Origin of the sequence: Pseudomonas sp. ACN8 (genome assembly GCF_002303925.1) — a bacterium.
Taxonomy (GTDB): Bacteria; Pseudomonadota; Gammaproteobacteria; order Pseudomonadales; family Pseudomonadaceae; genus Aquipseudomonas.
On sequence record NZ_MRCS01000029.1, the window covers coordinates 13,010 to 37,881 of the forward strand.

Here is a 24,872-nt window from a genome sequence, read left to right on the forward strand (position 1 = left end):
AATGCCAATCAGCGACCATCGTTGATCGTTCGATAAGGAGAGCGTGATGAAGTATTTATGCCTGGTCTACAGCGATGAGCGCCTGCTGCATTCGCTACCGGAAAGCCCGAAGGACGAAGAATGCATGGCCTATGCCGAGTCGATCCAGGGCAGTGGCCGGATGGTCGCCGCCGAGGCGCTGGAGTCGGTACAGACCGCCACCACCGTGCGCATGCGCAACGGCAAGATGTCGATCACCGACGGGCCATTCGCTGAAACCAAGGAGCAGTTGGCCGGCTTCTACCTGATCGATGCCAGGGACCTCAACGAAGCCATCCAGGTCGCCGGGAACATTCCGGCGGCCCGGGTCGGCAGTGTCGAAGTGCGCCCCGTTCGACAGTTGAATCCTTAAGATGCCGGGGCTGCCGGTTCAGGCGCAGGTCGAGCGGGTCTATCGCGAAGAGTCGCGGCGCATTCTGGCGACCCTGATTCGCTTGCTGGGGGATTTCGACCTCGCCGAAGAAGCCTTGCACGAGGCGTTTTTCATCGCGGTCGAACGCTGGCAGCGCGACGGCGTGCCGGACAATCCTCGGGCCTGGCTGGTGTCCACCGGGCGTTTCAAGGCCATCGATGCCTTGCGCCGGCGCGCGCGTTTTGCCGCGACGCAGCCCTTGTTGATCGCGCAACTGGAGGCGCTGGAACAGGCCGACTGGAGTGATGAAGACGTGGAAGACGATCGCCTGCGGCTGATCTTCACTTGCTGCCACCCGGCCCTGGCGGCCGACGCGCAAGTGCCGTTGACGCTGCGGGAGGTCTGCGACCTGACCACGGAAGAAATCGCCCGGGCCTTTCTCTCGGCCCCGGCCACCATCGCCCAGCGCATCGTGCGCGCCAAGGCGAAGATCCGCGATGCGAAAATCCCTTATCAAGTGCCGACGCTCGCTGAGTTGCCCGAGCGCCTGGACAGCGTATTGCGGGTGATTTACCTGGTGTTCAACGAGGGCTACTCGGCGTCCATCGGGGCCGAACTGATACGTGAGGATTTGACCCGCGAAGCGATCCGCCTCGGCCGGTTGCTGGTGGAACTGCTGCCGGAGCCGGAGGTAATGGGCTTGCTGGCATTGATGCTGCTGCACGAGTCGCGCCGCCCGGCCAGGACTTCGGCGAGTGGCGAGTTGATCGTGCTGGATGAGCAGGACCGTTCGCTGTGGGATGCCGGGTTGATCCGCGAAGGCTGCACGCTGGTCGAACAGGCGCTGACCATGGGACGATTCGGACCCTATTGCCTGCAAGCGGCGATCGCGGCGGTGCATGCCGAAGCCCCGACGGCTGGGGAAACCGATTGGCCGCAGATTGTCGGTCTGTATGACGTTCTGCTGCGGGCGGTGCCGTCGCCGGTGATCGAGTTGAATCGAGCGGCGGCGATTTCGCAACGCGATGGTCCACTGGTGGGGCTGACGTTGGTCGACGCGATTCTGGAGCGGGGAGAACTGCTCGACTACCACCTGGCGTATTCGGCGCGGGCTGAGTTCTGTCGGCAACTGGGCCGGGTGCAAGAGGCGCGGGCGGCGTGGGAACGGGCGCTGGCGTTGACCCGGCAAGAGCCGGAGCGGCGGTTTATCGAAGAGCGGCTCAGGGCACTGGATTGATGTGATACTGGCTGGCCTCATCGCGAGCAGGCTCGCTCCTACAGGGGAATGCATTTCAAATTGTAGGAGCGAGCTTGCTCGCGATAAGGGCCGAAGGACCTTCACTCCAGCATCTTGCCCAACAACCAGCTCCCCGCCGGCCCCGGCGGATTCAAGCGCGACCACAACGCATCCACCGACACCGTTTTCGGCCAGCCGCGCACCACCAGTTCCTGCAATGTGCCGGGCCCGAACCGCTCGACCAGCCAGCGGGGCAACGGCGCCCAGCCGAATCCGCCCTGGGCCATTTCCAGCAGCATCAGATAACTCGGCGCCGACCAGACGCGGCCCTTCGCCCGACTGTCATAGGGATTGATGATGGTGGCCAGGCGCAGCTCGCGGTGCTGCTGCAGTACGTCCCGGTCGACGTGGTCCAGCGTTGCCAATGGATGTGCCGGGGACACGAACAAGGCGAATTCCGTGCGCTCGTCCACCGTCGAGCTGACCAGGTCCGGCGGGTAGCTATCCTGCATTTCGGCGAAGGCAATCTGCGCCCGGCCGCTTTGCACCAGGGACATCAGGTCATCGCATTCGGCGATCAGGCACTCGAGCTCCAGGTCCGGGTAACGCTGCTCGAAGGCACTGAGGGCGGCTTCGAAGCGATCCGACTGATAGGTATCGGACAGCGCCACCGTCAGCTTCGCTTCCACCCCTTGGGACAGTTGGCTGGCGGCGATTTCCAGGCGACTGGTGGCGGCCAGGATGTCTTCGGCCCGTTGCAGCATGACGTGCCCGGCCGGGGTCAGCCCGGGCTTGCGGCTGCTGCGGTCGAACAGGGTCAGGTTGAGGTCGATTTCCAGGCTGGCCACCGCCGCGCTGATGGTCGACTGACTGCGGCCCAGCTTGCGCGCCGCGGCGGAAAACGAGCCTTGGGTCGCGGCTTCGACAAACGCCAGCAACACTTCGTGAGAGGCCATGAACTATCGCCTTGATCGATGGTTATTGGTTATGAAGTATCGGTGTGGTGACGGATCATGGCAACCACACCGTCACTCAAGGGAGTTCGGCCATGAGCGCCAACAAATCCATTACTGAACGTATTTTCCAAGCCATTGGCTTCGAACTGCTGGCCATCCTGATCTGTACCCCGTTGCTGGCCTGGATCATGAAAAAACCGATGCTGGAAATGGGCATGGTCACCGTCCTCATCGCCGGCCTGGCCCTGGCCTGGAACGTGGTCTTCAACGGTCTGTTCGATCGGCTGCTCAAGCGCCTGGCCATCGCACACAACGCCTGGGTCCGCGTGGTGCATGCGCTGTTGTTCGAAGGCGGACTGGTGGCCCTGGGCGTACCGCTGATCGCCTGGTGGCTGAATGTCAGTCTGTGGCAAGCGTTCCTGCTGGATATCGGTGTGTTGCTGTTCTTCCTGCCGTACACCTACGTCTACCACTGGGCATATGACGTGGTTCGGGAGCGGATGCTGGTGACTCGCGAAGTTTGCTAAGTACCGTTTTTGTGGCGAGAGAGTTAGCAGGCGTCAGTAATCCCGCTGCTTGCGAAACGCCCAGCGCCCGGCGATCACGGTAAAGGTCGCCACCAGCGCCACCAAGACCCAGAAACCCTGCGGATCATCGGCCAGCGGAATGCCGCCGACGTTCATACCGAAGAAACCGGCAATGATGTTGATCGGTAGCGCCAGCACCGTCACCACCGTCAGGGTGAATAGGGTGCGGTTGGTCTGTTCGTTGATGTTGGCGGCGATCTCCTCCTGCAACAGCTTGATCCGCTCACCCAGCGCCGTGAGGTCGTTGATGATCAGCGCGAACTCCTCGGTGGATTTGCGCAACTCCTTCACGTCTTCCTTTTGCAGCCATTGCGGCGGCCGGTTGAGCAGGCGCAGCAATGAGCCCGGCTCCAGCGCCAGCAGCCGTTGCAATCGCACCAGCACCCGGCGATTGGCGCCCAGTTCGGCGCGGTTGGTCGACAGCCGCGAGGACAGCAATTCATCTTCGATCTGATCCACGCTCTGGCTGGTCTTGCGCACGATCTGGGTCAGCACTTCACCCTGGTCGCGCAGCAGATGCACCAGCAACTCCAGCGGGGAACGAAAGCATTCCCGGGCCTTCACCGACGAGCGCAATTTGTCCACCGAGTGCAGCGGTTGCAGGCGGGCACTGATGATCAATTGGCTGCGGGCGCACACCCACAGGGTCGAGACATCCGAGGAGACCATGTTGCTGAGGTTGAACACCACATCGTTGACCACCGCCAGCAACGCGGAGTCGACATGTTCGATACGCGTCGAGCGCGAGCCTTCGTGCAGCGCTTCGAAAAACTCCTCGGGCAATTCCAGATGGCTTTTCATCCAGCGCTCGCACGCGGCGTGGGCCAGGTTCAGGTGCAACCAGAGAAATTGCTCGTCGCTCTCCGGTTGTTGCAGGTACTGCAAGGCCTCGGCGGAATTGATTTCCCGACCGGCCTCACCGGGGCGAAAGCTGAAACCGTAAAGCAGGCCGAACAGATCCGTGTCGCGATGGCTTTGATCGATGCTGTGGTTCATGAGGACTCGCAAGGGGAGGCGCCTGTCACATGTTTTACAGATTCACTTGAGCGGCATCATCGCAAGCGGGGGTGACGTTTTTGTGACAGGAAAATAACGCAAAAAATTGTTCTACCGACGGTCGGGATTTTCTCAAGAACCGCTCTGGCTAGCCGATCACGCTTGGGTTGAGTTGCGCGCCGTCGGCCTCGGCCGGGACCGCAGACAGGGATGTCCGGACACTTTTCACGCCTTAACGGGCGTGCCTCATTCCTGTCATGAGTACCCTGCGATGCTTTTGCAAAAGTCCCTGAGAGCACAAATTCTTGCCCTGCTGAGCGGCAGTCTGCTGGCGATGCTGTTGATCGCCCTGGCGTGCTTTCACTTCCTGTCTAGCGGCGTGCAGAACTACGCCAATCTGATCGAAGGGCCGCTGCACACCTCGCAATTGATCGATGAAGCCAACCTGCAATTCAAGGTGCAGGTGCAGGAGTGGAAAAACGTCCTGCTGCGCGGCAAGCAACCGGCGGACCTGAGCAAGTACTGGGGGCAATTCGAGGAGCGTCAGCGCGATGTGCAAAACATCCTCGGCGAGCTGGCCGCGCAGAAGGGCATCGAGCCGCCACTCAAGAGCCGAATCGAGCGCTTGCGTGACGAACATCGTCAGTTGGGCGCGGCCTATCAGAAGGGCCGGGACGCGTTCGTGGCCGCCGGTGGTGACCCGGCGGCGGGCGACGCGGCGGTCAAGGGCGTGGACCGCGCCGCCAGCGATCAGATGAGTGAACTGGTCAGTGAGTTGCGCAAGCAGGGCGCTGAACAATCGACACTGATCAGCGCCAGTGCCGATCGCACGGTGTTGCTGGGGCTGGTCGTGATGCTGGTTTCGGGGCTGCTGATCGGCCTGCTGAGCCTGTGGCTGGTCAACCGTAACCTGGTCGAGCCGATCCGCAAACTGATCGAATACGTGGCGCAACTCAGCCAGGGGCGTTTTGCCGAGCGCGTGGCCAGCACCCGTCAGGACGAGTTGGGCAAACTGGCGATGGCCGCCAACACCCTGCGCGATTTCCTCGCCGAAACCTTCAGCCGTTTACAGCGCAGCGCGTCGGACCTGGACAGCGCCAGCGGTGAGTTGAATTCGATCGCCACCCTGATGGCCGGCGGCACCAACGAGCAGTTCAACCGCACCGATCAGGTGGCCACGGCGATGAACGAAATGTCCGCTACCGCACAGGAAGTCGCCCGTCATGCCGCCGAAGCGGCGCGGGCCGCCGACGATGCCGACCAGTCCGCCCAGCAGGGCGAAAAAGTCATGCAGGGCACCATCCACACCATCACCCGGATGCGCGGCGAAATCGCCAACACCGCCACGGTCATCCGCCAGCTTGAAACCGACAGCGGACGCATTGGCAAAGTCCTGGAAGTGATTCGCGGCATCGCCGAGCAGACCAACCTGCTGGCGCTCAACGCCGCCATCGAAGCGGCCCGCGCCGGTGAGGCCGGACGCGGATTCGCGGTGGTGGCCGATGAAGTGCGCAGCCTGGCCCAGCGCACGGCGGCGTCGATCATCGAGATCAACCAGATCATCCAGACCGTGCAGACCGGTGCAATCGAAGCGGCCCAGGCGATTGAAAGCGGTCAGTCGCGCAGCGAACAAAGCGTGCAGCAAGTGACGGAGGCCGGCGCCATGCTCGAGCGCATCACCCTGGCCGTGGAAGCCATCCGTGACATGAACCGCCAGATCGCCACTGCCGCCGAAGAACAGACCTCGGTGGCCGAAGACATCTCGCGCAACCTCACCGAGATCACGAGCATCGCCAGCACCAACCTGGACAACGTGCAGCGCACTGAAGCGGCCAGCACCAACCTGCACGGCTTGTCGGGGCAGTTGAACGAGGTGACGGCGCGCCTGAGCGCTTGAACCCCGAAAACGCAAAAGCCGCACGATGTTCCCATCGTGCGGCTTTTGTCTGTTTCGCGATTACGTGTCCTGTTTGTTTTCCAGGACCTTGCCGTTGGAGGCATCGATGTCCACATCCCACTCGACGTTCTTGGCGTCACGCAGTTCGACTTCGTACTCGTAACCGTTGAAGTGGTTGTCCAGCTCGGTCTTGGTAATCGTTGCACCCGGGTGCAGATCCAGGGCGATCTTGTTCAGGTCTTCCAGTGGCTTGATCTTGCCGTCCTTGACCAGTTGCGGGATCTGATCGACCCGCACATCGGCCTGGGCCAGGCCGGCGCTGAGGGTCAGGGTTGCAGCGGTAAACAAAGCAGTCAGGGTCTTCATGGGCTTCTTTCCTTGGGTGATCCGTTCAAGTGAGATCAGGTTAGCCTGTGTAACTTAATCCACCCTTAAATCCCTCGACATGTCCTGCATCAATCCCTGTAGGAGCGAGCCTGCTCGCGATGCAGGCACCTCGGTGGCTCAATAGCCGTTGTTCTTCAACACCTGATCGACACTCGCCGCCGGGCGTTTATAGAACTTCAACAACTCACTGGCGCGATTGGTGAAGATGCCGTCGACACCGGCGTCCATGACTTTCCGGTAGTCCACCGCATCGTCGATGGTGTAGACGTGCACCAACAGGCCCTGGTCGTGGGTGTACTGGTTCATCCAGGGTTGCACCAGATCCGAGTAGCTCTGGTCGCCACCCTGGGTCAGTGCGGCGGACGGGCCGGTGCCGATGGCGCCCTGGGCCTTGGCGTAGTCGACCCAATTCTGGAACTCGGCCTTGTCCTTCGGTTGCTGTTTGGCGTAGTAAGCGGCTTTATCCTTTTCGCCGGACTCGGCGAATGTCACTTTGGACTGGGGCTCGATACTGCCTTCACCGACCCACAGCAGCAGGATCTTCGGCACCTTCGGCATCTCCTTTTGCAGCAGTTCGAGGCTGCTCCTCTCGAAGGTCTGCAGGACCACCTTGCCTTTGCCCTGGCCGACCGCCAACTCGCTTTTCGCCAGTTTCGAACCGGTCGGGCTCAGCCAGCCACGGTCCTGAAGTTTTTCCTTGAGGTCGTGTTCGATGCCGGGGAACTGCTTGGGCTCCTTGGTCTCGATGTACAGGCCGGGCTTGTGCAGGCTGTTGCCCTCGGCGATGTCGATGATTTCATCAAGGGTCAAAATCTTCAGACCCGCGAAGGCTGGACGTGCGCGATCCGGGTACGCGGCATTGAACCAGCTGCCCGCGTCCAGGGTTTTCAGTTCGGCCATGGTGAACGCATTGGCGGGGCTGTCCTTGCGCTCGGGGAATTTGCTGGCGACGTCGGTGGTGCGTTGCAGATTGTTGTCGTGCAGGGCAAACAGCACGCCATCCTTACTGCGCTGCAGATCCAGTTCCAGGTAGTCGGCGCCCAGGTCGCGGGCAGTCTTATAGGCGGCGGCGGTGGATTCCGGCGCATCGAACGACGCGCCCCGGTGGGCGATTACCGCTGGATGCGGAATGCCCAGGCGGGTCGCCAGTGCCGAGGGTGCTGGTTCGCTGGCGGCCTGTGCGTGGCCGAGGCCGAGCAACAGGCTCAGTAACAGGGCGCTTTTGGTAAAGGTTGCGGACATGCTCGAGATCCTTTCGCAATGAGTGGGCGGTCCCTTTTAACAAGTCATCTTTGCAGACGCTATCGCCAGACCGACAAAAAGCTGTCTAAAGCTGATTTTCGTCAGCGCTTTTGTGCGCTCGTTTGCAGTACGCTGGGGCGCTGCAATTTCCCCGGCAGAGGGAAACGCGGGCCCTGCGTGCAAACCAACGATCACCATTGCGGGGTTTACCATGCGCATCACTTCCCAGCTCATCTGCCAGGCTGCCGACCAACTCAAAGGTTTTGTCGGCCTCAACCGCAAGACCGGCCACTACATCGTGCGTTTCAGCGAAGACTCGTTTGGCATGGACGTGGCGGACGACGGCATCATCCCGACCAGCGAATTCGTCTGGGCCGAGGGCCCCGAGCAGACCATGACGCTCAAGCGCGAATTGATTCAGTTGCTGCTGGACCAGAACATCGATGACCGGATCAACATCACCGAGCCGTTGCGGGTGTACATGAACCGGCGGGAAGTGCCGGAGATTTCGGCGGTTCGTTGTCTGGTTAAGGGTTGAGTTTTTGTACTGACCGTTCTGGCCCCATCGCGAGCAGGCTCACTCCTACAGTGGATCTTTGTCGTGCACAAATGTTGTGACCGACCGGGATCAAAATGTGGGAGCGAGCCTGCTCGCGATGGCGATCTGAAAAACACTACATCACTCACTGGTTAAACCCGTAGGCCCGCTCAACCCGACACACCCGCGTGTGACACCGCCCATACCAGGTCGAGCGCCCACGCTCGCGAATCGCACTGTGCTCAGGATGATGTTTCCACGCCAGAATCGCCGCTTCACTGGCCCAGTACGACACGGTTATTCCCAACCCATCCTCGCCCCGCGCCGACTCCACACCGAGAAACCCCGGCTGTTCACGGGCCAGTTCCAGCATTCGTGCAGCCGCCTCGGCGTAACCCTGGTCACCCTCGGTGCGCAGTGAGGTAAAAATCACCGCGTAATAGGGCGCAGTTGGCGTATCGGCGATCATGCCGAGCGCCCCGCACAGGCTTCGACAAAGGCGCCAACCAGCGGCGGCAAGACGCCCTTGAGCGCCGCCCGCTCGGGCTGGAACAAGGTCGCGACAAAGAACGGATGACCGCTGAGCTCGACCGCCCGTACTCCGTGTTCAGAATCGTGGCCGACGGCGTGAAGTTCGCGCTTGAGCAACTCCCCTTCGAACTGCGGATTCACACCATAACGACAGCGATAGCCTTCACGAATCTCGGCGCTTTCGTACGCCTGGGCAATCAACGAGCCTTCACGTAAATGAATGGTATCGACCGCTTCCACCAGCGCGCACGACAGCGGCGTCAGCAGTGCTCGTGCCGCACCGGGATTTGTCTCGCCATGTTCGGCATCCGACCAGCCCAGCACGTTGCGCGCATATTCCAGCACCGCGTGTTGAAAACCACCGCAGGTGCCGAGGAAAGGTCGCCGTTGTTCGCGGGCAAAACGAATCGCTTTTAATGCACCGTCCGTGCTCCGGTAAGGGCTTGCCGGTACGCACCAGAAGCCATCGAATGTATGCAGCGGTGCATCGGCGTGGATTTCATCGGTGGCCAGCCATTGCCATTGCAGGTTCAGGCCAGAGTGTTCAGCGGTCATTTCGAGGGCGATGGGAATGGCCTGGTGGGCGGTGACTTGCGGGTCGTGGTCGCCGATCAGGGCGATGCGAATCGGGCGGGTTTCCATGTGGGGCCTCTGCACTTGTTGATTGCCGGTGCCCACTATAAATTGGCGTTCACGCACTCAATATTGGCGTTTTCCCAAGTGATCAATGCAGCGACGCACTATCGGCTCGACTACCCGGACCTGGCCCTGATCCTCGCGCTGGTGCGCGGCGGCTCTCTGTCCCGGGCCGCGCAACTGCTCAAGGTGGATGTCTCGACGGTGTTTCGAGCGGTGCGCCGGCTGGAGGCTGCCCTGGGCCAGCAACTGTTCGAAAAAAGCCGCGCCGGTTACCTGCCCACCACCCTGGCGCAGTCCCTGGCGGAACAGGCTGAGCGCGCTGAGCAGGCTTTGGAGGCGGCGCGCATCGGTGTGGAGCAGGGCGGTGACGTGATCAGCGGCATCGTGCGCCTGACCTGTACCGATTCAGTCCTGCAAGGTTTGCTGTTGCCGGCGCTGGCGCAGTTCATGCCGAATTATCCGGCGCTGACCCTTGAACTCAGCACGTCCAATGATTTTGCCAACCTCAGCCGTCGGGATGCCGATATCGCCCTGCGCCTGACTCGCACGCCACCGGAGCATCTGGTGGGACGGCGGCTGGCGGAGATTTCATACCGCGTGTGTGCCAGCGAGCGATACCTGCAGTCGGTCAATAGCACTGACCTGGCCGCATTGACCTGGATCGCCCCGGATGACTTCCTGCCGGATCACCCGACCGTTACCTGGCGTCGCCAGGCCTTGCCGGGGGTAACGCTGGGCTATCGCTGCAACAGCATGTTGTCGGTGACCGAACTGGTCAGGGCGGGGTTGGGCGTGGCGGCGTTGCCGGACTTTTTGATCGGCGACGGATTGCAGCCGCTGAGCGAACCGCTGCACGGATTCGACACCGCGCTGTGGCTGCTGACTCGTCCCGACTGCCGCGCCTTGCGCTCGGTGGTCACCTTGTTCGATGAGTTGGGGCGGGCGCTGAAACTGCCGTGAAAACCTTTAGGCCTTAGGCTCATCCTTGCGCACCAGGTGTTGGTGCATTTCCATGGTCAGGTTTTCGATGCGCTCGGTGAGGGGCTTGGTCATCTCCGTGAGACGGGTGTTCTGCTCAAGCAGCTCCATCAATTGCGCAGTGTTTTTCGCAGCTTCCGCCTGCCGCTCACTGTTGGCGGTCGCCAGCGCTTCGCGGTGCTGCGCATCGGCATCGGATTGGGCTTTGTCCCGGGCTGCCTGACGCGTCTGGGCCAACAGAATCAATGGCGCGGCATAGGCCGATTGCAGGCTGAAAGCCAGGTTGAGCAGGATGAACGGGTACGCATCGAAGTGGGTGAACCCCGACAGGTTGAGGCACACCCAGATCACCACGATCAGCGTTTGTGCACCGAGAAAAGTCGGTGTGCCGAAGAACCGCGCAAAGGCTTCGGCGCGCAAGGCAAACTTGTCATTGCCGAATGTTGGCGCGAGGTGGGCATGGGGACGATGGAAACGCAGGTGATCGACGTGGGCGGTGGTTTCGTGGCGGGTGGTCATGATGCTCTCTGTCTGGCGCTGGGACTGAAGCTCACTATAGCCTCAGCGCCAGTTTCATTCTGAAACACATCGCGCCGTTCAAATCAGAGCCATCGATCCTTCGACACTGCTGTCGACCTTGTCATTTATTGCAACTGATAGCAGGCCAGAAACATGTCCAGCGCGGACTCGGCCACCTGGTGTTGTTCTTCGGCTGACAAGCTGGGTTGCCCCATGGAAATCTGTGGCCAGAATGCAAAAGACTTGAGCAGGCCATGGATCTGTTGGGCGGCGAATTCGGGAGCCACGGCCTTCAATCGGCCATCCGTTTGAGCGGCCCGAATCCATACTGTCAGCCCTTCTTCGCGTTCGCCCATTCGCGCCACCATATCCTGCGCCCGCTCCGGGGAATGAATCGTCGCCGCTATCGCCACCCGCGCCAGGTCGAGAAAATTGTCATCGCCCAACATTTGCAGCTTGGCCATCAGCAACCCGCGCAATTGCTCGCGCAACGGCAGGTCGGGGCTGTAGGTCGCTTCCTGTTCTGCCGTCACCCGGATCCATAACTGATTGAGGATCTCGGCGAACAACTCTTCCTTGCTGGGAAAGTGGTTGTACACCGTGCGCTTCGACACACCGGCAGTGGCAGCAATCTTGTCCATGCTGGTGATCTCGAAACCGTTTTCACGGAATTCGTTGATCGCGGCTTGAATGATCGCTTGGCGTTTTCGGTCGGTGAGGCGCTGAGGAGCTGTCATAAATACGCTTCGGCAGGGGAGAAGGGTGGAATTACACTCAGCAGTTTACTTGTCATCGACTTTGATGCAACCTAGAAACTACACTGTGCAGTGTAATGTTCTGTTAACCCTGCCCAGCAAAAATAGAAAGTCCGGCTGATGCGTGCGTGCTTTGGCCATTTATCGTCCCAAAACGGAAAGTCGCGTGATGCGCGGTTTTTCTGGAGTCATTCAGTCATGGCCAATTCAAACTCCCCGGTGGACAACGCCTCCACACCTGAAGCATCCCGACAGGCTCAAGGGCAGTATCAAAACTTCACGCCGGTTCAACGTTTAAGCTTTGGCAAAACCATGGGCATCCTGTGGAGCGTGCTGTTCCACAAGCCGCAAAACACCCGCCCGAGTGCGCCCGTCCCGGTGCAAGCCCTGACTCAAGCCGCGCTGATCGCAGCGCCGAACCACAGTGTCTATCGCCTGGGCCACTCCACGGTGCTGCTCAAGCTGCGCGACAAGTTCTGGATCACCGACCCGGTCTTCGCCGAGCGTGCCTCGCCCGTGCAATGGGCCGGACCCAAGCGTTTTCACCAGCCACCGATCAGCCTGGAAGAATTGCCACCGATTGAAGCGGTGATCCTGTCCCACGACCACTACGACCACCTGGATCATCAGGCCGTGCTCAAGCTTGCGGACAAGACCAAACATTTCCTGACCCCACTGGGCGTAGGCGACACCCTGATCAAATGGGGTATCGACGCCAGCAAAGTCCGCCAATTGGATTGGTGGCAAGGCACGGAAGTCGATGGCATCCAGTTCATCGCCACCCCGTCGCAACACTTTTCCGGCCGTGGCCTGTTCGACAGCAACAGCACCCTCTGGGCCTCGTGGGTGATGATCGATGGCGACACACGCCTCTTCTTCAGCGGCGACAGCGGCTACTTCGACGGCTTCAAACGCATCGGCGAACAGTACGGCCCATTCGACCTGACCCTGATGGAAACCGGTGCCTACAACGTCGACTGGCCGCACGTGCACATGCAACCCGAACAAACCCTGCAAGCCCACCTCGACCTCAAGGGCCGTTGGCTACTGCCGATCCACAACGGCACCTTCGACCTGTCGATGCACGCCTGGTACGAACCCTTCGACCGCATCCTGGCCCTGGCCTGGGAACGCAATGTATCGATCACCACACCGCAGATGGGCGAGGCGTTCAACTTGATGCATCCGCAGCGTGGTGGGGCGTGGTGGCTGGCGGTGGAAGGGGAGTGTGAGCGGGTGGTGCAGAACGCGTAGAGCAATTAGCTGAGTTGTAGAGCTCAGCTAAAAACCACGTCAATTCGGCCTTCTTTGCGTGAGCGCGGGGCCGACTTGACCACGATTTGCACATCACGCCCGAGAAGTAACAGGCAATCCATCATCTTGGCCTCACTTATCCCACGAAACTTTCCGCGCAACATTTCGGAAAGCTTGGGCTGTGACAGACCTAAAATTTCGGACGCCTGAACCTGGGTCAAATGGCGAGCCTTGATGATTTCGCCTATTTTTGCGGCCAATTGGGATTTGACTCGCATTTCATTGGCGTTCGGTGTCCCGAGGTCTTCGTAGACGTTGCCACTGCTTTCTTCGATTTCAATCATGTCCTGATCCTTTTGCGTGTTCCTGCGCCGCTTGAAGTCTCTTCCTGATCAAATCGATGTCGCACTGCGCGGTTTTGATTCCCGTGGTCGACTTTTTCTGAAAACAGTGCAGAACATAGACAGCATTGCCAAAACGAACGGTATAAACGGCGCGATAGGTGTTCGTATCGAAGTCCTCAATCAACTCAAGGACTCCGGCACCACCAAAGCCTTTTAGTGGTTTTGCATCTAGGTGCTTCTTGTTGCTTTGGGCCAGATCAAGCGCGTGGCCAAAAACGTCCTGTACATCTGCGGGCATCTGCTTGAGATCTTTTTTGCTGCTGCTAACCCACAGGAGTGGCTTCCTTGTACTCATGTGAAAATATACCTAAATGGGGATAATCGTCAATCGATGAGTTGGCTCACTCCACCATCGCAAAATCCGCCCGCCCAACCGGATTCGGCGTCGACCCTCTCACATTCATCCCTCGACCCGGCGCAAACCCCGGGAAGAACACCAACCCCTCCGACTCGAACCGATAGGCCAGAGCCAGGCGCGTGACATCCAGCACCTCCTGTCGCGCCTCGAAGCGTTGAATGGCCTCCGCCGAAACCCGGGATTCCCGCGACAGCTCTTGCACACTCCAGCCCAGCATCGCTCGGGCCTGGGCGCAGTGGGCCGGGGTGAATTGGAAGAGGGCGATACGTTCCAGGGTGATTTTCATCGCTTGAGAGGCCATGGTGTTCTCCGGGCTCGAGAGTGTTGGTCAAAATATACTGTGTTTTTGTACAGTTGTTTTGGGCCCGGATCAAATTCATTTTTTAATTTTTCTTTTCAGCCAGACGAACGGTAACTGTCTCGGTGCGAGGGGAAACTGTCGAAGTCGCCAGCGAATCACCACTCGATTCCGGGGTTGGTAAAGGCGGTTTTTTTCGCAAGAATAGCGCTTCACACTGTTCAGGTTTTCACGCAGGAGAATCTCATGCCGATCCTCGAAAGCGACTGGAAGAAGTTCAAGGAGCTGCGCAAGATTGCGCTCGACCGTTTCTGCCTAGGTGTTCTTGCCGATGCCAAGGCGATTGCGCAACATGATGCGTTGTCGGCTCATGCTCGCTACGGGATGCTTTACGGCATGATCCATGATCGAAACAAGGACATGGCCCAGGCGTTTGACTACAACAGCCAATCCCGTTCAAGTGCGCTCCGGGGCTTGTGGCTGATGGTCATGCATGACTTGCTGACCGAGGCAGAGTTATCGGTTCTCAGCGAAGGTGCGCTGAGATACATTGCCGAGGTTGTTCGCCAGCCCTACGAACTTGAATGGGTCGATGAGATCGTCCCGCAGGACTGACCAACCTTTACCAGAGAACCAGGGATGCTGATTTTCAATTGCACCGAAGCGGCCAGTAAATTCTTCAGTCGTGTGCACAAGGGCAAAAAAATCACGAGGGTGGAAAGTCCACCATCACCCGTCATTGAAGACGATGAGCCTGATGAGTCCGCCGAACAGTGGCTGGTCCACGCCGTCACTGTTCAACGCAAACATGTGCTGTTCGCCATCCACATCCCGACTCGTTACTGCATGATCTTCGCCGATGCAAAAAAGGCCGACGTCGAGGGGTTTGTTCGACGTTTTGCTGATCGCTGGATTAGCGGTCTGATACGCCATGCAGGGCAGTTCGACATCCTTCAGTGGGTCGATGACGAGCCGATGATGGAACGTTTTCAAGAAAGCTGCGGCCAGTTCACTCTGTACCGGCGCAGCCATCGCAGCGCGCAAAAACACATCGATGAAATCGCCTGGATTTTTCAGGATGTAGCCGCTGAGCGGGGCTCTTTACCGCCTGACGAGTTTTCGGCAGAGCGCTTCGACGGCGAAATGAATGACTACCCAAGAAATAGCAAAGGCCATAAAGACTATTTCTACCCGGATTCGGAAATGATGGCTCACTGGTTACGTCGATACTGCGGCCTAGACGCAACAGGCATCCTGACTGCACTGGATCGACGCATGGAGGTGAAACGGGAGATCTGGGCATTGCAAAGGCAACTCGACGCACAATGAACCAACGCTGCGTTTCGTATTACTTGCCCGCCAACCCCGGCGCTTCCCGCACGATAAAGTGATCCAGATTCTCGATGTTGGCACTGAACACCCCGAACGTCTGCTCGGGTTTTTTCTTGCTCGGCACCTGCTTCAACTCGGGCGTCACCCCATAAAAAAAGCAGTACAACTCCCGACCACTCTCGATGGCGTGCTTGATCTCCTCCAGGAAAGCCTTGCGCTTGCGGTAGCTGTCGATGAGTTTCTTGCTCAGGTAGACATTGACCGAGTAAGGCTTCTTCTCGAACCAGACCTTTTTCTCGAAGTCGATGCGAAAGCTCTGGGTGTAGTCCTTGATCTCCTTGACCTTGCCCCAGTAAATCAGCCCCTTGTTGTCTTGCAGATACTCGATCTTCTTGAAAAACGACCCGTAAGGCGCGGTGTGCTCGCCAATTTTCAGCGGCACGCGCTTGAGCAAATCCTTGTCGTCGAAGTTCGACACGAAACACTCCACCGGATGGGCGAAGACGCTGGTCTTGTCCGGGGCCGACTCCCTGCTCGGTTGCTCAACATGACTAGCCGCCTTGGGCGCCAATGGCTCATCCCGAACCACATCGGCAATCACCACCGGGCTGGACGACTTACGCACATACTCCCGCCGGGTCAGTAACAATTCCGACGGGAAATGTTCCTCGCGACTGTCATCCGTTTCCGCCTCATCCGCGCCCGACGCCGGCGTCTTCACGCTGACATAAGGGCAGCCCTCGACATGCCGTGTACTCGGCAAGTTCTTGAAGTGCGGCGTGCGCACGTAATTCACATTCTTGGCGTTGAACGTGCCCAACTCATTGGCTGCATCGAACGCCAGGCGACAGGCATCGTTGGGGCACTGGAAGTGTTCCCTGGCGGAGTCGAAATCCATCGTCTCGTCGAAATTCAGATCCCGAACGTCGTAGATCGACAACTTGTCGTTGAGGCTGAGGCAGTAGGCGAGGTCGAATTTCATGTCGGGTTCCAAGTCCTTTAGGTGACCAGCTTCCAGTGATGGCGCATTCGAAGCAATAGCTACACTCAGATCACCTCGATATCGCCGAGCCTGCACAGCCCATCAACGAGGGAGTGCTCCACTGTAGGAGCGGGCCTGCTCGCGATGGTCGTTAACGATTACGCGTGTTTACAGGTTAAACGCAGCGCTCTTGAGTCCATCGTCGGATCGCCGCCCGGAGCAAGCTCGTTCCTACAGTTTTTAAATGAACAGCATTACATCAACGAGGGCGGTTCATGAGCCATTCAGACGCTTCGCCCCCTCTCCCGGAACCGGGCCGCATAGCCCGCCGCGATGAACAGACCGGTTGGCGCCGCTGGCTACCGGGGCTGGGCATGCTGCGCGAATACCAACCGGCATGGTTGCGCAACGACATCGTGGCCGGCCTGGTGCTGACCACGATGCTGGTACCCGTCGGTATCGCCTATGCGGTGGCCTCGGGCGTGCCCGGCATCTATGGCCTCTACGCGACCATCGTTCCGCTGCTGGCCTATGCCTTGTTCGGCCCCAGCCGAATTCTGGTGATGGGCCCGGATTCCTCCCTGGTGACCGTCATCCTTGCTGTCATCATTCCACTCTCCGGCGGCGACCCGCAGCGTGCCGTCGCCCTGGCGGGGATGATGGCGATCGTCTCGGGAGCGGTGTGCATCCTGGCCGGTATCGCGCGTCTGGGTTTTATCACCGAGCTGCTGTCCAAACCGATCCGCTACGGCTACATGAACGGCATCGCACTGACCGTATTAATCAGCCAGTTGCCCAAGCTGTTCGGTTTTTCGATTGAACCCGACGGCCCATTGAGAAACATAGGGGCCATCGCCTCAGCGGTGATGGAAGGAAAGGTCAACTGGACCACCTTCACGGTGGGCGGGCTCACCCTGGCGGCGATCCTGCTGCTCAAACGATGGCCGCGACTGCCGGGCATCCTGATCGCCGTGGCAGGCGCGACAGTCGCCGTGGGCGTACTCGACCTGGCGACACGCGCCGGCGTGTCGGTCCTCGGTTCGCTCCCCCAAGGCTTGCCCGGTTTCGCCATCCCCTGGATCACCCGCGCCGACATCGTCCCGGTGGTGATCGGCGGGTGCGCCGTGGCACTGGTCTCGTTCGCCGACACCAGCGTGCTCTCCCGTGTCTACGCGGCGCGGACCCGAACCTACGTCAACCCGAACCAGGAAATGCTGGGCCTCGGCATCGCCAATCTCGCAGCCGGTTTCTTCCAGGGCTTCCCGATCAGCAGCAGCTCGTCACGCACACCCGTGGCCGAAGCCGCCGGAGCCAAAACCCAAATGACCGGCGTCGTCGGCGCACTGGCGGTGGCCTTGCTGCTGGTGGTGGCGCCGGACCTGCTGCAACATCTACCGTCCAGCGCCCTGGCGGCCGTCGTGATCGCCTCGGCCATTGGCCTGATCGAGATCGCCGACCTGCGCCGGATCTATCGCATCCAGCGCTGGGAGTGCGGGCTGTCGATTGTCTGTACGGTCGGCGTGGCCGTGTTCGGCGCGATCGAGGGCATCGGCCTGGCCATCGTGATTGCCGTCATCGAGTTCCTCTGGGACGGCTGGCGCCCGTACTCCGCGGTATTGGGCCGCGCCGACGGGGTCAAGGGCTACCACGACATCAAACGCTACCCCGACGCGCGCCTGATCCCCGGCCTGGTCCTGTTTCGCTGGGATGCGCCCTTGTTCTTCGCCAACGCCGAACTGTTCAGCGACCGAGCGCTGGACGCCGTGGCTGCATCGCCCACACCCGTGCGCAGACTGGTGGTCGCCGCAGAGCCGGTCACCAGTGTCGACGTGACGTCTGCCGACATGTTGGCCGAACTGGGCGACACGTTGCATGCGGCGGGTATCGAGTTGTGCATTGCCGAGATGAAGGACCCGGTGAAGGACAAACTGAAGCGGTTTGGGTTGTTTGCACGGCTGGGGGAGACGGCGTTTTTTCCTACGATTGGGACGGCGGTGGATAGTTATGTGGCGAATTATCGGGTGGATTATGTGGAGGGGGATGAAGGAGGGGAGGTGGGGCGTTGAGCCTGGCTGGCAGCCCTTGCACCGATTTGGCAGACAAACACCTTACTGTGGCGAGGGAGCTTGCTCCCGCTGGGCTGCGAAGCGGCCCCAACTCAGCAAACGCGATCAATCAGACGGAGCACGTAACTTGCTGGGCGACTGCTCCGCAGCCGAGCGGGACGGTGCGGCGATCCGACAAGCTCCCTCGCCACAAAATCCAGCTTGACCGACTATTCAGGAATCAATCGTCCAACCTTTTCATAAAGCAACGCTGTGAACTCATCCCGATCACTCGAATGGTGACAACGCCGATGACAGTTCGGGCACAGCGCTACAGCATTGCTCGGACGGTCTGAGCCTTCCTGTGCCAAATGCTTAACGTGGTGAACCTCAAGAAACGGACTGCCGGACTTTTCAAACGGAGCAGGCTCGCCACAGCCTTCGCATTTACCTTTAGCCTGCTGGCGAACCCACGCTCTCACTTCCGGATCACGAACATACGACTTTCCGCTGGACTGAGTTTGCTCTGGTTTCTCAATCCCCTTTGGCTCGACTTTAATCGGTTGTCGCTCAAGCTTTGCAGCTCGTTGCTCCAGCATCGCCTCGTCCGCTGTCGGGGCGAAGTCCTCGGGAGTCAAAGGGACTGGAGCATTGAGTGCTTCACGAATGCTCTTCGCAACATTGGCGCCGACATTTTTGGCGGGTTTGTAGCCCTCAATGCGATCACGCCCGAGTTCAACCAACACGGTAGAAATGTTCTGCATCCGAAACTCAACTGAACCTTTGGTCCGACCAGCCAAAGCACCCTCGCGCAGGACGCGATTTTCATGAGCCTTGTTGACCGCCTGACCGTTCTGCTCGCGAGAAAGCATGCTGAGATAGGCATCGACCGCAGCCTGAATCTCTACCTCACTCCAATCGCCGTTGCTCTTTTCCGTATCCATACAATCGCCGAGGGTTAAATACCCTCGGACGATACTGAGTGGCCACTACGACTGTCTACGAAAATTCCTACACAAATAAAAGAAGGATCTCGCAAGCTGTCCTACAAGCAGGTCACCTAACCCATCGAATGCTTCGACGACTGAAACACCCGCGCAACCTTACGCCACCAAGGTTTAACCACCGGCATCCGCCGTTGCGTGTGATCGAGCAAAAGGTAGGGCATGTCCCGCAGCCGAATCCAACCTTCATCCTGCCAATGCAGCAGGCTCAGCGACATTTCTGGCCAATTCAACAAACTCAGCATCGGCCGATCCGAATTACCCGGCTGCTCCGCATCACGTAAGGCCGGCACCACTTGATGAGTGACCCACTCACGCAGCAATCGATTTCCAGGCGCGTAGTGATACACCAACAGCGCGTACACACCGGACTCGCTGAGCATCAACTGCTTTTCCGGTTGCCGGTAATACTCAATCCACAGCGTGCGGTACTGGTCTTTGTCTAGCTTGTTGACCATACGTTCACTTAGATGGAAACCCATCAAACGGCCGATATCGCGGGAACAGAACCATGGTTGGTTTTCAAGGAGGAGGGCATGGAGAGAGAGGTTATGGCGGGTAAAGACTGTGGGGATGTATGGCTCAAGCATGGTCAGCCTCCTGAGCCGGAAGCATATTTTCAGCAGCGAATCTGTAGGTGATTTCCTTCAATAAGAAGGGAAAACTCTTAGGCATATCCATTACCTCTACTTGATAGCTTTCTTAGGGCTAAGGCGCCGGGAGTTAAGAAACCCCAAGTAGAAGGCCGGACATATTTCCCTTTCGGGTCTTGTATTAGCCCACTCCCGACATGGCAGAGGTTTTTTCACGCCCACGAGAAATCCATAGGCACAAAAAAGCCGCATCTTTCGGGAGCGGTCAGGCCGCTACTTGAGGCGTTTCTTAGGCGCCGGAGTGAAGAGGTTATGCGCGAAAGTACGGACGGTCAAGGCGGAAGAACAGACCGCCTAAATTCGACGGATTTCGTATGCGCTTTTTGTTCCTCAGGCGAAAGTCTCTACTGCCCGAGATACGTGATCTGGGAAAGTGTGGTTGTAGTAATTAATTAACCAAATTTGCTTTCCTCGAATCGAGGGCGAGTCAGCAAGGTTGTGTGGAATAATGTTGTTGATGAATTCCCAAGATTCTTGAGGGTTTCGATTGTTGAGGTAGTTTATAAAAAATGCCCCGTCACTTTCTCTGATGAGCGTTTCTTTTGGAACTTCATTGAGGTTGGGATAGAGCAGGTCAACTAAGTCTTTTGATACGACAATCCGAGGGTTTATTGAGATGTCTTTTTCGATGTTGTATGCATGAATGAGTCCGCTACTGAATAGAAAATCGTCTTCGTAGTGGTGCATTCCATAGGAGATTCCACCTCTGCAAAGTATTCCATTTTGTAGAAGTTCGTACTGGTAATTTGATACTAGTGTGGAGAATTCATTGAACGATTCTTTTTTGTAAGGAAGCGCTAAAACAATTGAATCCGAAAATTGAGTTAGCTGAAGACCCTCAATCCCATTCTGCAATTCTTTTGTTTTTTTATGTGTTGATTTTAGTTTGTCAATATACTTTTGGGCTGTTTCTGGGCTTTCACAGTCATGGCTTACCATGCTGCTGAAGCCCAGCAGATCAATAAAGGCAACAAAATAGTTGGTAAGTAAATTTGCCATTACGCTAGCAACTCAAGATGCTGGACAATTTCTTGAATGCGCTCTTCATAATTTTTCATACGTTCTTGTGCACTCTCCCATACAGGGCCACTCCATGGTCGTCCAGCTTGGTCCATGACGCGGGTATCATCTTGTGTAATGCTGAATATTGGTTTTCCGTGTTCTTGCATTAGTGGGGCAAGACTCTGAAAGTCTCGAATCCGCGTTACGACAACGTTATCTCCAGCCAAACCGGATGTGAGGTCTGAAGTGTCGGTATTGAATTTTCTTAGCATGGGGAACAGCGTGCTTTCTGCTTTCGTCGGAATACGCTCCATCCACATACGGTAGCTTGGTTTTGGCTGGCCACCGAAAATTTTAAAATTCTGCAGAATTATGCCAAGAAATTGCGGTCGGCCTTGTTTTACAGGTAAGTCGAGAGCCTTGAAGTTCTCGTAAATTTGTTGGTGCTCATCAATCCATCTTTCGATAATTGACGTCAAGGTGCCAATTGCTTGTACATTGAAACGGTCAGGAGATGTAGGTACAAAAAAGCCATCACAGGTTAAGAAACACGATCTAGTGAGAGCGCCGGAGCTTGGGCCTACGTCGATAAGTATATAGTCGATATTGTTTTCTGCGCCGTACCTATCTAATAAATCTCCTAACGCAACATAGGTTCTTTTTTCGTGTGTTTTATTTGAGAAGCGTTGGACGTGTGCTTCGGCTAGCGCATCTTCAATGCTGCTTAACGCAACATCCCCGCGAAGCAGTTCGAGATTTTCTTTAATATTGATCGTCTTAACACTTTCTAGGTCGATTTGTGCGATTTCACCTTCTAGTCTGGGTATTAATATTTCAAGAAGGCTTATTCCACCGAGCTTTTGCTCTACACCTGTTTGACGTTCTTTTTCATCGAGTTCGGCAAGGAGTGGTGCAAGCATTAACTCCGTCAAGTTGCACTGTGGATCTGCGTCAATAGCTAAAACTTTTTTCCCTGTGGCTGCTAGATAATGAGCCAGGTTGAACGTGGTGGTGGTTTTAGAAACCCCACCTTTATGGTTATAAAGCGTGATAATTTTTGTCATATTGAACTCCATAAAAAAGCCCTGCATGGCAGGGCTTTTTTAGGAAGCGTCCCTGACATCCAAGTAAGGAACACTTTTATATCATGGCGCTACGCTATCATCAATCCCAGCTCAAAGCCCCACCAGTCTGATACTCAATAACCCGAGTCTCAAAGAAATTCTTCTCTTTCTTCAAGTCCATAATCTCGCTCATCCAAGGGAACGGGTTAGTCGTCCCTGGATACTCTTCTTTAAGACCAATCTGCGACAGGCGACGGTTAGCAATGAACTTGAGGTAGTCCTCCATCATCGCCGCGTTCATGCCCAATACCCCACGAGGCATGGTGTCACGCGCGTATTCGATCTCCAGCTGAGTGCCCTGCAGAATCATCTGCGAAGCTTCTTCCTTCATCTCGGCATCCCACAAATGCGGGTTTTCGATTTTGATCTGGTTGATCACGTCGATGCCGAAGTTCAGGTGCATGGATTCGTCGCGCAGGATGTATTGGAACTGCTCGGCGACGCCGGTCATTTTGTTGCGGCGGCCCATGGAGAGGATCTGGGTGAAGCCGCAGTAGAAGAAGATGCCTTCCAGAACGCAGTAGTAGGCGATCAGGTTGCGCAGCAGTTCTTTGTCGGTTTCGACGGTGCCGGTTTCGAACTTCGGATCGGAGATCGAACGGGTGTATTTCAGGCCCCAGGTGGCTTTTTTCGCGACCGACGGGATCTCGTGGTACATGTTGAAGATTTCGCCTTCATCCATGGCCAGCGATTCGATGCAGTACTGGTAGGCGTGGGTGTGGATCGCCTCTTCGAAGGCCTGGCGCAGGATGTACTGGCGGCATTCCGGGTTGGTGATCAGGCGGTACACGGCCAGGACCAGGTTGTTGGCAACCAGGGAGTCGGCGGTGGAGAAGAAGCCGAGGTTGCGCATCACGATGCGGCGCTCGTCGTCGGTCAGGCCTTCCGGGTTTTTCCAGAGGGCGATGTCGGCGGTCATGTTGACTTCTTGCGGCATCCAGTGGTTTGCGCAGCCGTCCAGGTACTTCTGCCAGGCCCAGTCGTACTTGAAGGGTACGAGTTGGTTGAGGTCGGCGCGGCAGTTGATCATGCGCTTTTCGTCAACGGCGACACGGGCGGAGGCGCCTTCGAGTTCGGCGAGGCCTTCGGCGACGTCGAGGGAATCCAGGGCCGCTTTGGCGCGGGCAACGGCGGCGGAGTCAGAAGCGGTCACGGCACGGGCTTCCAGGGCGGCGGCACCGCCGGCGCTGTCGAGACGGTCCATGTTGGCTTCGGTGGCGTGGCCAGCGTTGGCGCTCTTGACTGCTACTTCCGTGTCTTCTTTGTCGAATTCGTCCCAGCTCAGCATGACGTGTCGTCTCCTGCGTGAGGGCCAGTGTGCCCGTGTGAAATTGGATGGTCGGTTTTTCACACGGCCTTACTGGCCGCGTTGGATCTAAAGGAATCGTTTTTTGCGGCAGCTATACGCAGGCATCAAACAGAATTTTGTACGGGGTTCCGAGAGCCACTGATGGGCGCAGCAAGCGTTGATCGCATGTGCGGGGCTTCAGACTGGCTTTTCGTCCCTGTAAGGGAATATTGCAGGCCCGTTTAAGGCCGCATTATAGGGAAGTTTTGCGTGCTGTGGTGCGGCGAAATGGCTCACGGATCGGTCGACGGGGGCCGTTTTTCGGTTGGAGTGAGGGTTTACAGGGCTTTGAAGGGCGTTGGCGGGGGAAGATTTTTTTTCCTGATTTTTTGCCCCGGATTATTTTTGTTCAAGAAATAACCAAAAAAGGCTTTTTTCACTACATCTTGTGTTTCGGTGGGGTTTTCTCAGGCTCCAGACACAACTAAGCCCGACCGAAGTCGGGCTGTGAAGTCACGCTGGTGGATCAGCTCAGGCGAGCGGCACCGACGTGGTCTGCACCATCGGCGGCAAGGCGGGCGGCACCGGTGTGGTCAGCGCCGTCGGAGGCGAGTTTGCCTGCGCCAATGTGATCGGCACCATCGGCGGCGAGACGGGCGGCGCCAGTGTGGTCAGAGCCGTCGGAAGCGACAGCGGCTTCAGTGGTGTAAGCAGCCGAGCCGGTGCGGTCGTAACCATCGGCGGCGAAGGTGTTGGCAGCCAGTACGGAGAGGGTCAGGGCGAGGATCAGTTGGGTTTTCATGGTTGTTGCTCCAGTTTTGTAAGCGTTGTTTGTCTTGGGTTGAAATGAATACTACGCCGATGAATTCGATTAAAAAGCGCAAATAAATGCTTAAAATAATCGATTTAATCGATCGTTAAGGTTCGGCGTTTCATCTACCTAATCGCGGCGGGTGGGTCGAACCTTTCGGGGGAGGGGTGAAGCAGGAGATCAGCCGTTGGAGCAGCCATTGCCCATCATGCTGTAGCGCAGGATGTGCCGTTGGCCGTGGGAGTCTTCGTATTCCATTTTCATCGGCACAACTTCACACACATTCGGCGCTTCGCTCATGGAGATCACTTTGGCGATGTCCAGATGGGTGGAGTAGGTGTATTCCTCTATTGCTGGTTGTTGCTGCGCGACATCAGTTGGGACCTCGTTTGCCATGGCGGTTGCGCACAGACTGCTGAGAGCCAGAACCAATAAAGCTTTCATTTGAAATTTACCTTTTAGAGGTCGAAAGGGGGCACGCAATCTTTTTGGGATTGCGTGTGGAGCTTCAGTACCAGGGTGTTTGATTAACTGCCTTCGTGGGGGCTGCAACTGGGTTAATCAGGTTGCCTTGTTGGCGTGGCTGATTTTAGGTGGGCGCGCCTCGTCCATATAGCCGTGGTTTTGATAAACACTTTTGACAGATCCTGTAACAATCCCTGAA

29 protein-coding genes are annotated in these 24,872 nt (G+C 57.7%); 10 read left to right on the forward strand and 19 right to left on the reverse strand.

Features of this window, described 5'->3' with window-relative positions; translation table 11 throughout:
* Nucleotides 1–46 precede the first annotated feature (46 nt).
* Nucleotides 47–391 carry a YciI family protein gene (locus BSF44_RS17230; RefSeq protein ID WP_007985194.1) on the forward strand — a complete coding sequence of 115 codons (345 nt, stop codon included), beginning with the start codon at nt 47–49 and terminating at the stop codon, nt 389–391.
* 1 nt (nt 392) lies between these two features.
* Nucleotides 393–1,628 (forward strand): RNA polymerase sigma factor, encoded by a 1,236-nt coding sequence (locus BSF44_RS17235; protein WP_095944535.1) that lies wholly within the window; start codon nt 393–395, stop codon nt 1,626–1,628.
* 101 nt (nt 1,629–1,729) lie between these two features.
* Here BSF44_RS17235 and BSF44_RS17240 read toward each other — a convergent pair whose 3' ends face one another.
* Nucleotides 1,730–2,584, reverse strand: coding sequence for a LysR family transcriptional regulator (locus BSF44_RS17240; protein ID WP_095944536.1), 855 nt, complete (start codon nt 2,582–2,584; stop codon nt 1,730–1,732).
* 92 nt (nt 2,585–2,676) lie between these two features.
* On the opposite strand from BSF44_RS17240, the gene BSF44_RS17245 reads away from it, so the two are divergent.
* Nucleotides 2,677–3,111, forward strand: a complete 435-nt coding sequence (locus tag BSF44_RS17245; protein ID WP_095944537.1) for a multidrug/biocide efflux PACE transporter — start codon at nt 2,677–2,679, stop codon at nt 3,109–3,111.
* A 33-nt stretch (nt 3,112–3,144) separates the two neighbouring features.
* Here the strand turns inward: BSF44_RS17245 and BSF44_RS17250 are convergent, their stop codons facing one another.
* Nucleotides 3,145–4,167, reverse strand: coding sequence for a transporter (locus BSF44_RS17250; RefSeq protein WP_095944538.1), 1,023 nt, complete (start codon nt 4,165–4,167; stop codon nt 3,145–3,147).
* 271 nt (nt 4,168–4,438) lie between these two features.
* Here BSF44_RS17250 and BSF44_RS17255 point away from each other — a divergent pair, with 271 nt between their 5' ends.
* Nucleotides 4,439–6,064, forward strand: coding sequence for a methyl-accepting chemotaxis protein (locus BSF44_RS17255; RefSeq protein WP_095944539.1), 1,626 nt, complete (start codon nt 4,439–4,441; stop codon nt 6,062–6,064).
* A gap of 60 nt (nt 6,065–6,124) precedes the next feature.
* Here BSF44_RS17255 and BSF44_RS17260 read toward each other — a convergent pair whose 3' ends face one another.
* Entirely contained in the window at nt 6,125–6,430 is a 306-nt protein-coding gene (locus BSF44_RS17260; protein WP_095944540.1) for a PepSY domain-containing protein, read from the reverse strand.
* A gap of 138 nt (nt 6,431–6,568) precedes the next feature.
* Nucleotides 6,569–7,693 (reverse strand): glycerophosphodiester phosphodiesterase, encoded by a 1,125-nt coding sequence (locus BSF44_RS17265; protein WP_095944541.1) that lies wholly within the window; start codon nt 7,691–7,693, stop codon nt 6,569–6,571.
* 211 nt (nt 7,694–7,904) lie between these two features.
* Here BSF44_RS17265 and BSF44_RS17270 point away from each other — a divergent pair, with 211 nt between their 5' ends.
* Nucleotides 7,905–8,231: a DUF2025 family protein gene (locus BSF44_RS17270; RefSeq protein WP_095944542.1), complete on the forward strand. Its 327-nt coding sequence runs from the start codon at nt 7,905–7,907 to the stop codon at nt 8,229–8,231.
* A gap of 145 nt (nt 8,232–8,376) precedes the next feature.
* On the opposite strand, the gene BSF44_RS17275 is transcribed toward BSF44_RS17270, so the two are convergent.
* Together BSF44_RS17275 and BSF44_RS17280 are read right to left on the reverse strand one after the other, a co-directional pair.
* Nucleotides 8,377–8,700: an antibiotic biosynthesis monooxygenase gene (locus BSF44_RS17275; RefSeq protein ID WP_095944543.1), complete on the reverse strand. Its 324-nt coding sequence runs from the start codon at nt 8,698–8,700 to the stop codon at nt 8,377–8,379.
* Nucleotides 8,697–9,404 (reverse strand): CTP synthase, encoded by a 708-nt coding sequence (locus tag BSF44_RS17280; protein ID WP_095944544.1) that lies wholly within the window; start codon nt 9,402–9,404, stop codon nt 8,697–8,699. Before BSF44_RS17280 ends, BSF44_RS17275 begins: the two co-directional genes overlap by 4 nt.
* 15 nt (nt 9,405–9,419) lie before the next feature.
* Between BSF44_RS17280 and BSF44_RS17285 the strand changes: the two genes are divergently transcribed.
* A complete protein-coding gene (locus tag BSF44_RS17285; RefSeq protein WP_095944583.1) occupies nt 9,420–10,361 on the forward strand; it encodes a LysR family transcriptional regulator in 942 nt (313 codons plus the stop codon).
* Between the two features lie 6 nt (nt 10,362–10,367).
* Here the strand turns inward: BSF44_RS17285 and BSF44_RS17290 are convergent, their stop codons facing one another.
* Both BSF44_RS17290 and BSF44_RS17295 read right to left on the reverse strand, forming a co-directional pair.
* The gene (locus tag BSF44_RS17290) at nt 10,368–10,898 is read right to left on the reverse strand and encodes a DUF1003 domain-containing protein (RefSeq protein ID WP_095944545.1); all 531 of its coding nucleotides are present in this window, start codon (nt 10,896–10,898) and stop codon (nt 10,368–10,370) included.
* A gap of 125 nt (nt 10,899–11,023) precedes the next feature.
* Nucleotides 11,024–11,635 carry a TetR/AcrR family transcriptional regulator gene (locus BSF44_RS17295; protein ID WP_095944546.1) on the reverse strand — a complete coding sequence of 204 codons (612 nt, stop codon included), beginning with the start codon at nt 11,633–11,635 and terminating at the stop codon, nt 11,024–11,026.
* Nucleotides 11,636–11,851: 216 nt separating this feature from the next.
* On the opposite strand from BSF44_RS17295, the gene BSF44_RS17300 reads away from it, so the two are divergent.
* A complete protein-coding gene (locus BSF44_RS17300; RefSeq protein WP_095944547.1) occupies nt 11,852–12,907 on the forward strand; it encodes an MBL fold metallo-hydrolase in 1,056 nt (351 codons plus the stop codon).
* Between the two features lie 23 nt (nt 12,908–12,930).
* Here the strand turns inward: BSF44_RS17300 and BSF44_RS17305 are convergent, their stop codons facing one another.
* The 3 genes from BSF44_RS17305 to BSF44_RS17315 are packed head-to-tail and all read right to left on the reverse strand — an operon-like array spanning nt 12,931 to nt 13,970.
* Nucleotides 12,931–13,251, reverse strand: coding sequence for a helix-turn-helix domain-containing protein (locus BSF44_RS17305; protein WP_095944548.1), 321 nt, complete (start codon nt 13,249–13,251; stop codon nt 12,931–12,933).
* Entirely contained in the window at nt 13,244–13,606 is a 363-nt protein-coding gene (locus BSF44_RS17310; protein ID WP_095944549.1) for a type II toxin-antitoxin system RelE/ParE family toxin, read from the reverse strand. The genes BSF44_RS17305 and BSF44_RS17310 overlap by 8 nt, the downstream gene beginning before the upstream one ends.
* Before the next feature lie 46 nt (nt 13,607–13,652).
* On the reverse strand, nt 13,653–13,970 hold the full coding sequence (locus BSF44_RS17315; protein ID WP_095944550.1) for a hypothetical protein: 318 nt from the start codon (nt 13,968–13,970) through the stop codon (nt 13,653–13,655).
* 243 nt (nt 13,971–14,213) lie between these two features.
* Between BSF44_RS17315 and BSF44_RS17320 the strand changes: the two genes are divergently transcribed.
* Together BSF44_RS17320 and BSF44_RS17325 are read left to right on the forward strand one after the other, a co-directional pair.
* A complete protein-coding gene (locus BSF44_RS17320; RefSeq protein ID WP_095944551.1) occupies nt 14,214–14,582 on the forward strand; it encodes a hypothetical protein in 369 nt (122 codons plus the stop codon).
* Nucleotides 14,583–14,606: 24 nt separating this feature from the next.
* Nucleotides 14,607–15,296, forward strand: a complete 690-nt coding sequence (locus BSF44_RS17325; RefSeq protein ID WP_095944552.1) for a hypothetical protein — start codon at nt 14,607–14,609, stop codon at nt 15,294–15,296.
* Between the two features lie 19 nt (nt 15,297–15,315).
* Here the strand turns inward: BSF44_RS17325 and BSF44_RS17330 are convergent, their stop codons facing one another.
* Complete coding sequence (locus tag BSF44_RS17330) at nt 15,316–16,281, reverse strand: hypothetical protein (protein ID WP_095944553.1); 966 nt, start codon at nt 16,279–16,281, stop codon at nt 15,316–15,318.
* A 275-nt stretch (nt 16,282–16,556) separates the two neighbouring features.
* Here BSF44_RS17330 and BSF44_RS17335 point away from each other — a divergent pair, with 275 nt between their 5' ends.
* The gene (locus BSF44_RS17335) at nt 16,557–18,347 is read left to right on the forward strand and encodes a SulP family inorganic anion transporter (protein WP_095944554.1); all 1,791 of its coding nucleotides are present in this window, start codon (nt 16,557–16,559) and stop codon (nt 18,345–18,347) included.
* 209 nt (nt 18,348–18,556) lie between these two features.
* On the opposite strand, the gene BSF44_RS17340 is transcribed toward BSF44_RS17335, so the two are convergent.
* From BSF44_RS17340 to BSF44_RS17370, 7 genes are all read right to left on the reverse strand, one after another.
* Entirely contained in the window at nt 18,557–19,270 is a 714-nt protein-coding gene (locus BSF44_RS17340) for an HNH endonuclease (RefSeq protein ID WP_095944555.1), read from the reverse strand.
* Between the two features lie 116 nt (nt 19,271–19,386).
* Nucleotides 19,387–19,920 (reverse strand): Bro-N domain-containing protein, encoded by a 534-nt coding sequence (locus BSF44_RS17345; RefSeq protein ID WP_095944556.1) that lies wholly within the window; start codon nt 19,918–19,920, stop codon nt 19,387–19,389.
* A 393-nt stretch (nt 19,921–20,313) separates the two neighbouring features.
* Nucleotides 20,314–20,982, reverse strand: a complete 669-nt coding sequence (locus tag BSF44_RS17350) for a hypothetical protein (protein WP_095944557.1) — start codon at nt 20,980–20,982, stop codon at nt 20,314–20,316.
* Nucleotides 20,982–22,049: a ParA family protein gene (locus BSF44_RS17355; protein WP_095944584.1), complete on the reverse strand. Its 1,068-nt coding sequence runs from the start codon at nt 22,047–22,049 to the stop codon at nt 20,982–20,984. The genes BSF44_RS17350 and BSF44_RS17355 overlap by 1 nt, the downstream gene beginning before the upstream one ends.
* Before the next feature lie 100 nt (nt 22,050–22,149).
* Nucleotides 22,150–23,397: a ribonucleotide-diphosphate reductase subunit beta gene (locus tag BSF44_RS17360; protein WP_007992761.1), complete on the reverse strand. Its 1,248-nt coding sequence runs from the start codon at nt 23,395–23,397 to the stop codon at nt 22,150–22,152.
* 526 nt (nt 23,398–23,923) lie between these two features.
* Entirely contained in the window at nt 23,924–24,199 is a 276-nt protein-coding gene (locus BSF44_RS17365) for a hypothetical protein (RefSeq protein ID WP_095944558.1), read from the reverse strand.
* A gap of 189 nt (nt 24,200–24,388) precedes the next feature.
* The gene (locus BSF44_RS17370) at nt 24,389–24,652 is read right to left on the reverse strand and encodes a DUF2790 domain-containing protein (protein WP_057713604.1); all 264 of its coding nucleotides are present in this window, start codon (nt 24,650–24,652) and stop codon (nt 24,389–24,391) included.
* Nucleotides 24,653–24,872 lie beyond the last annotated feature (220 nt).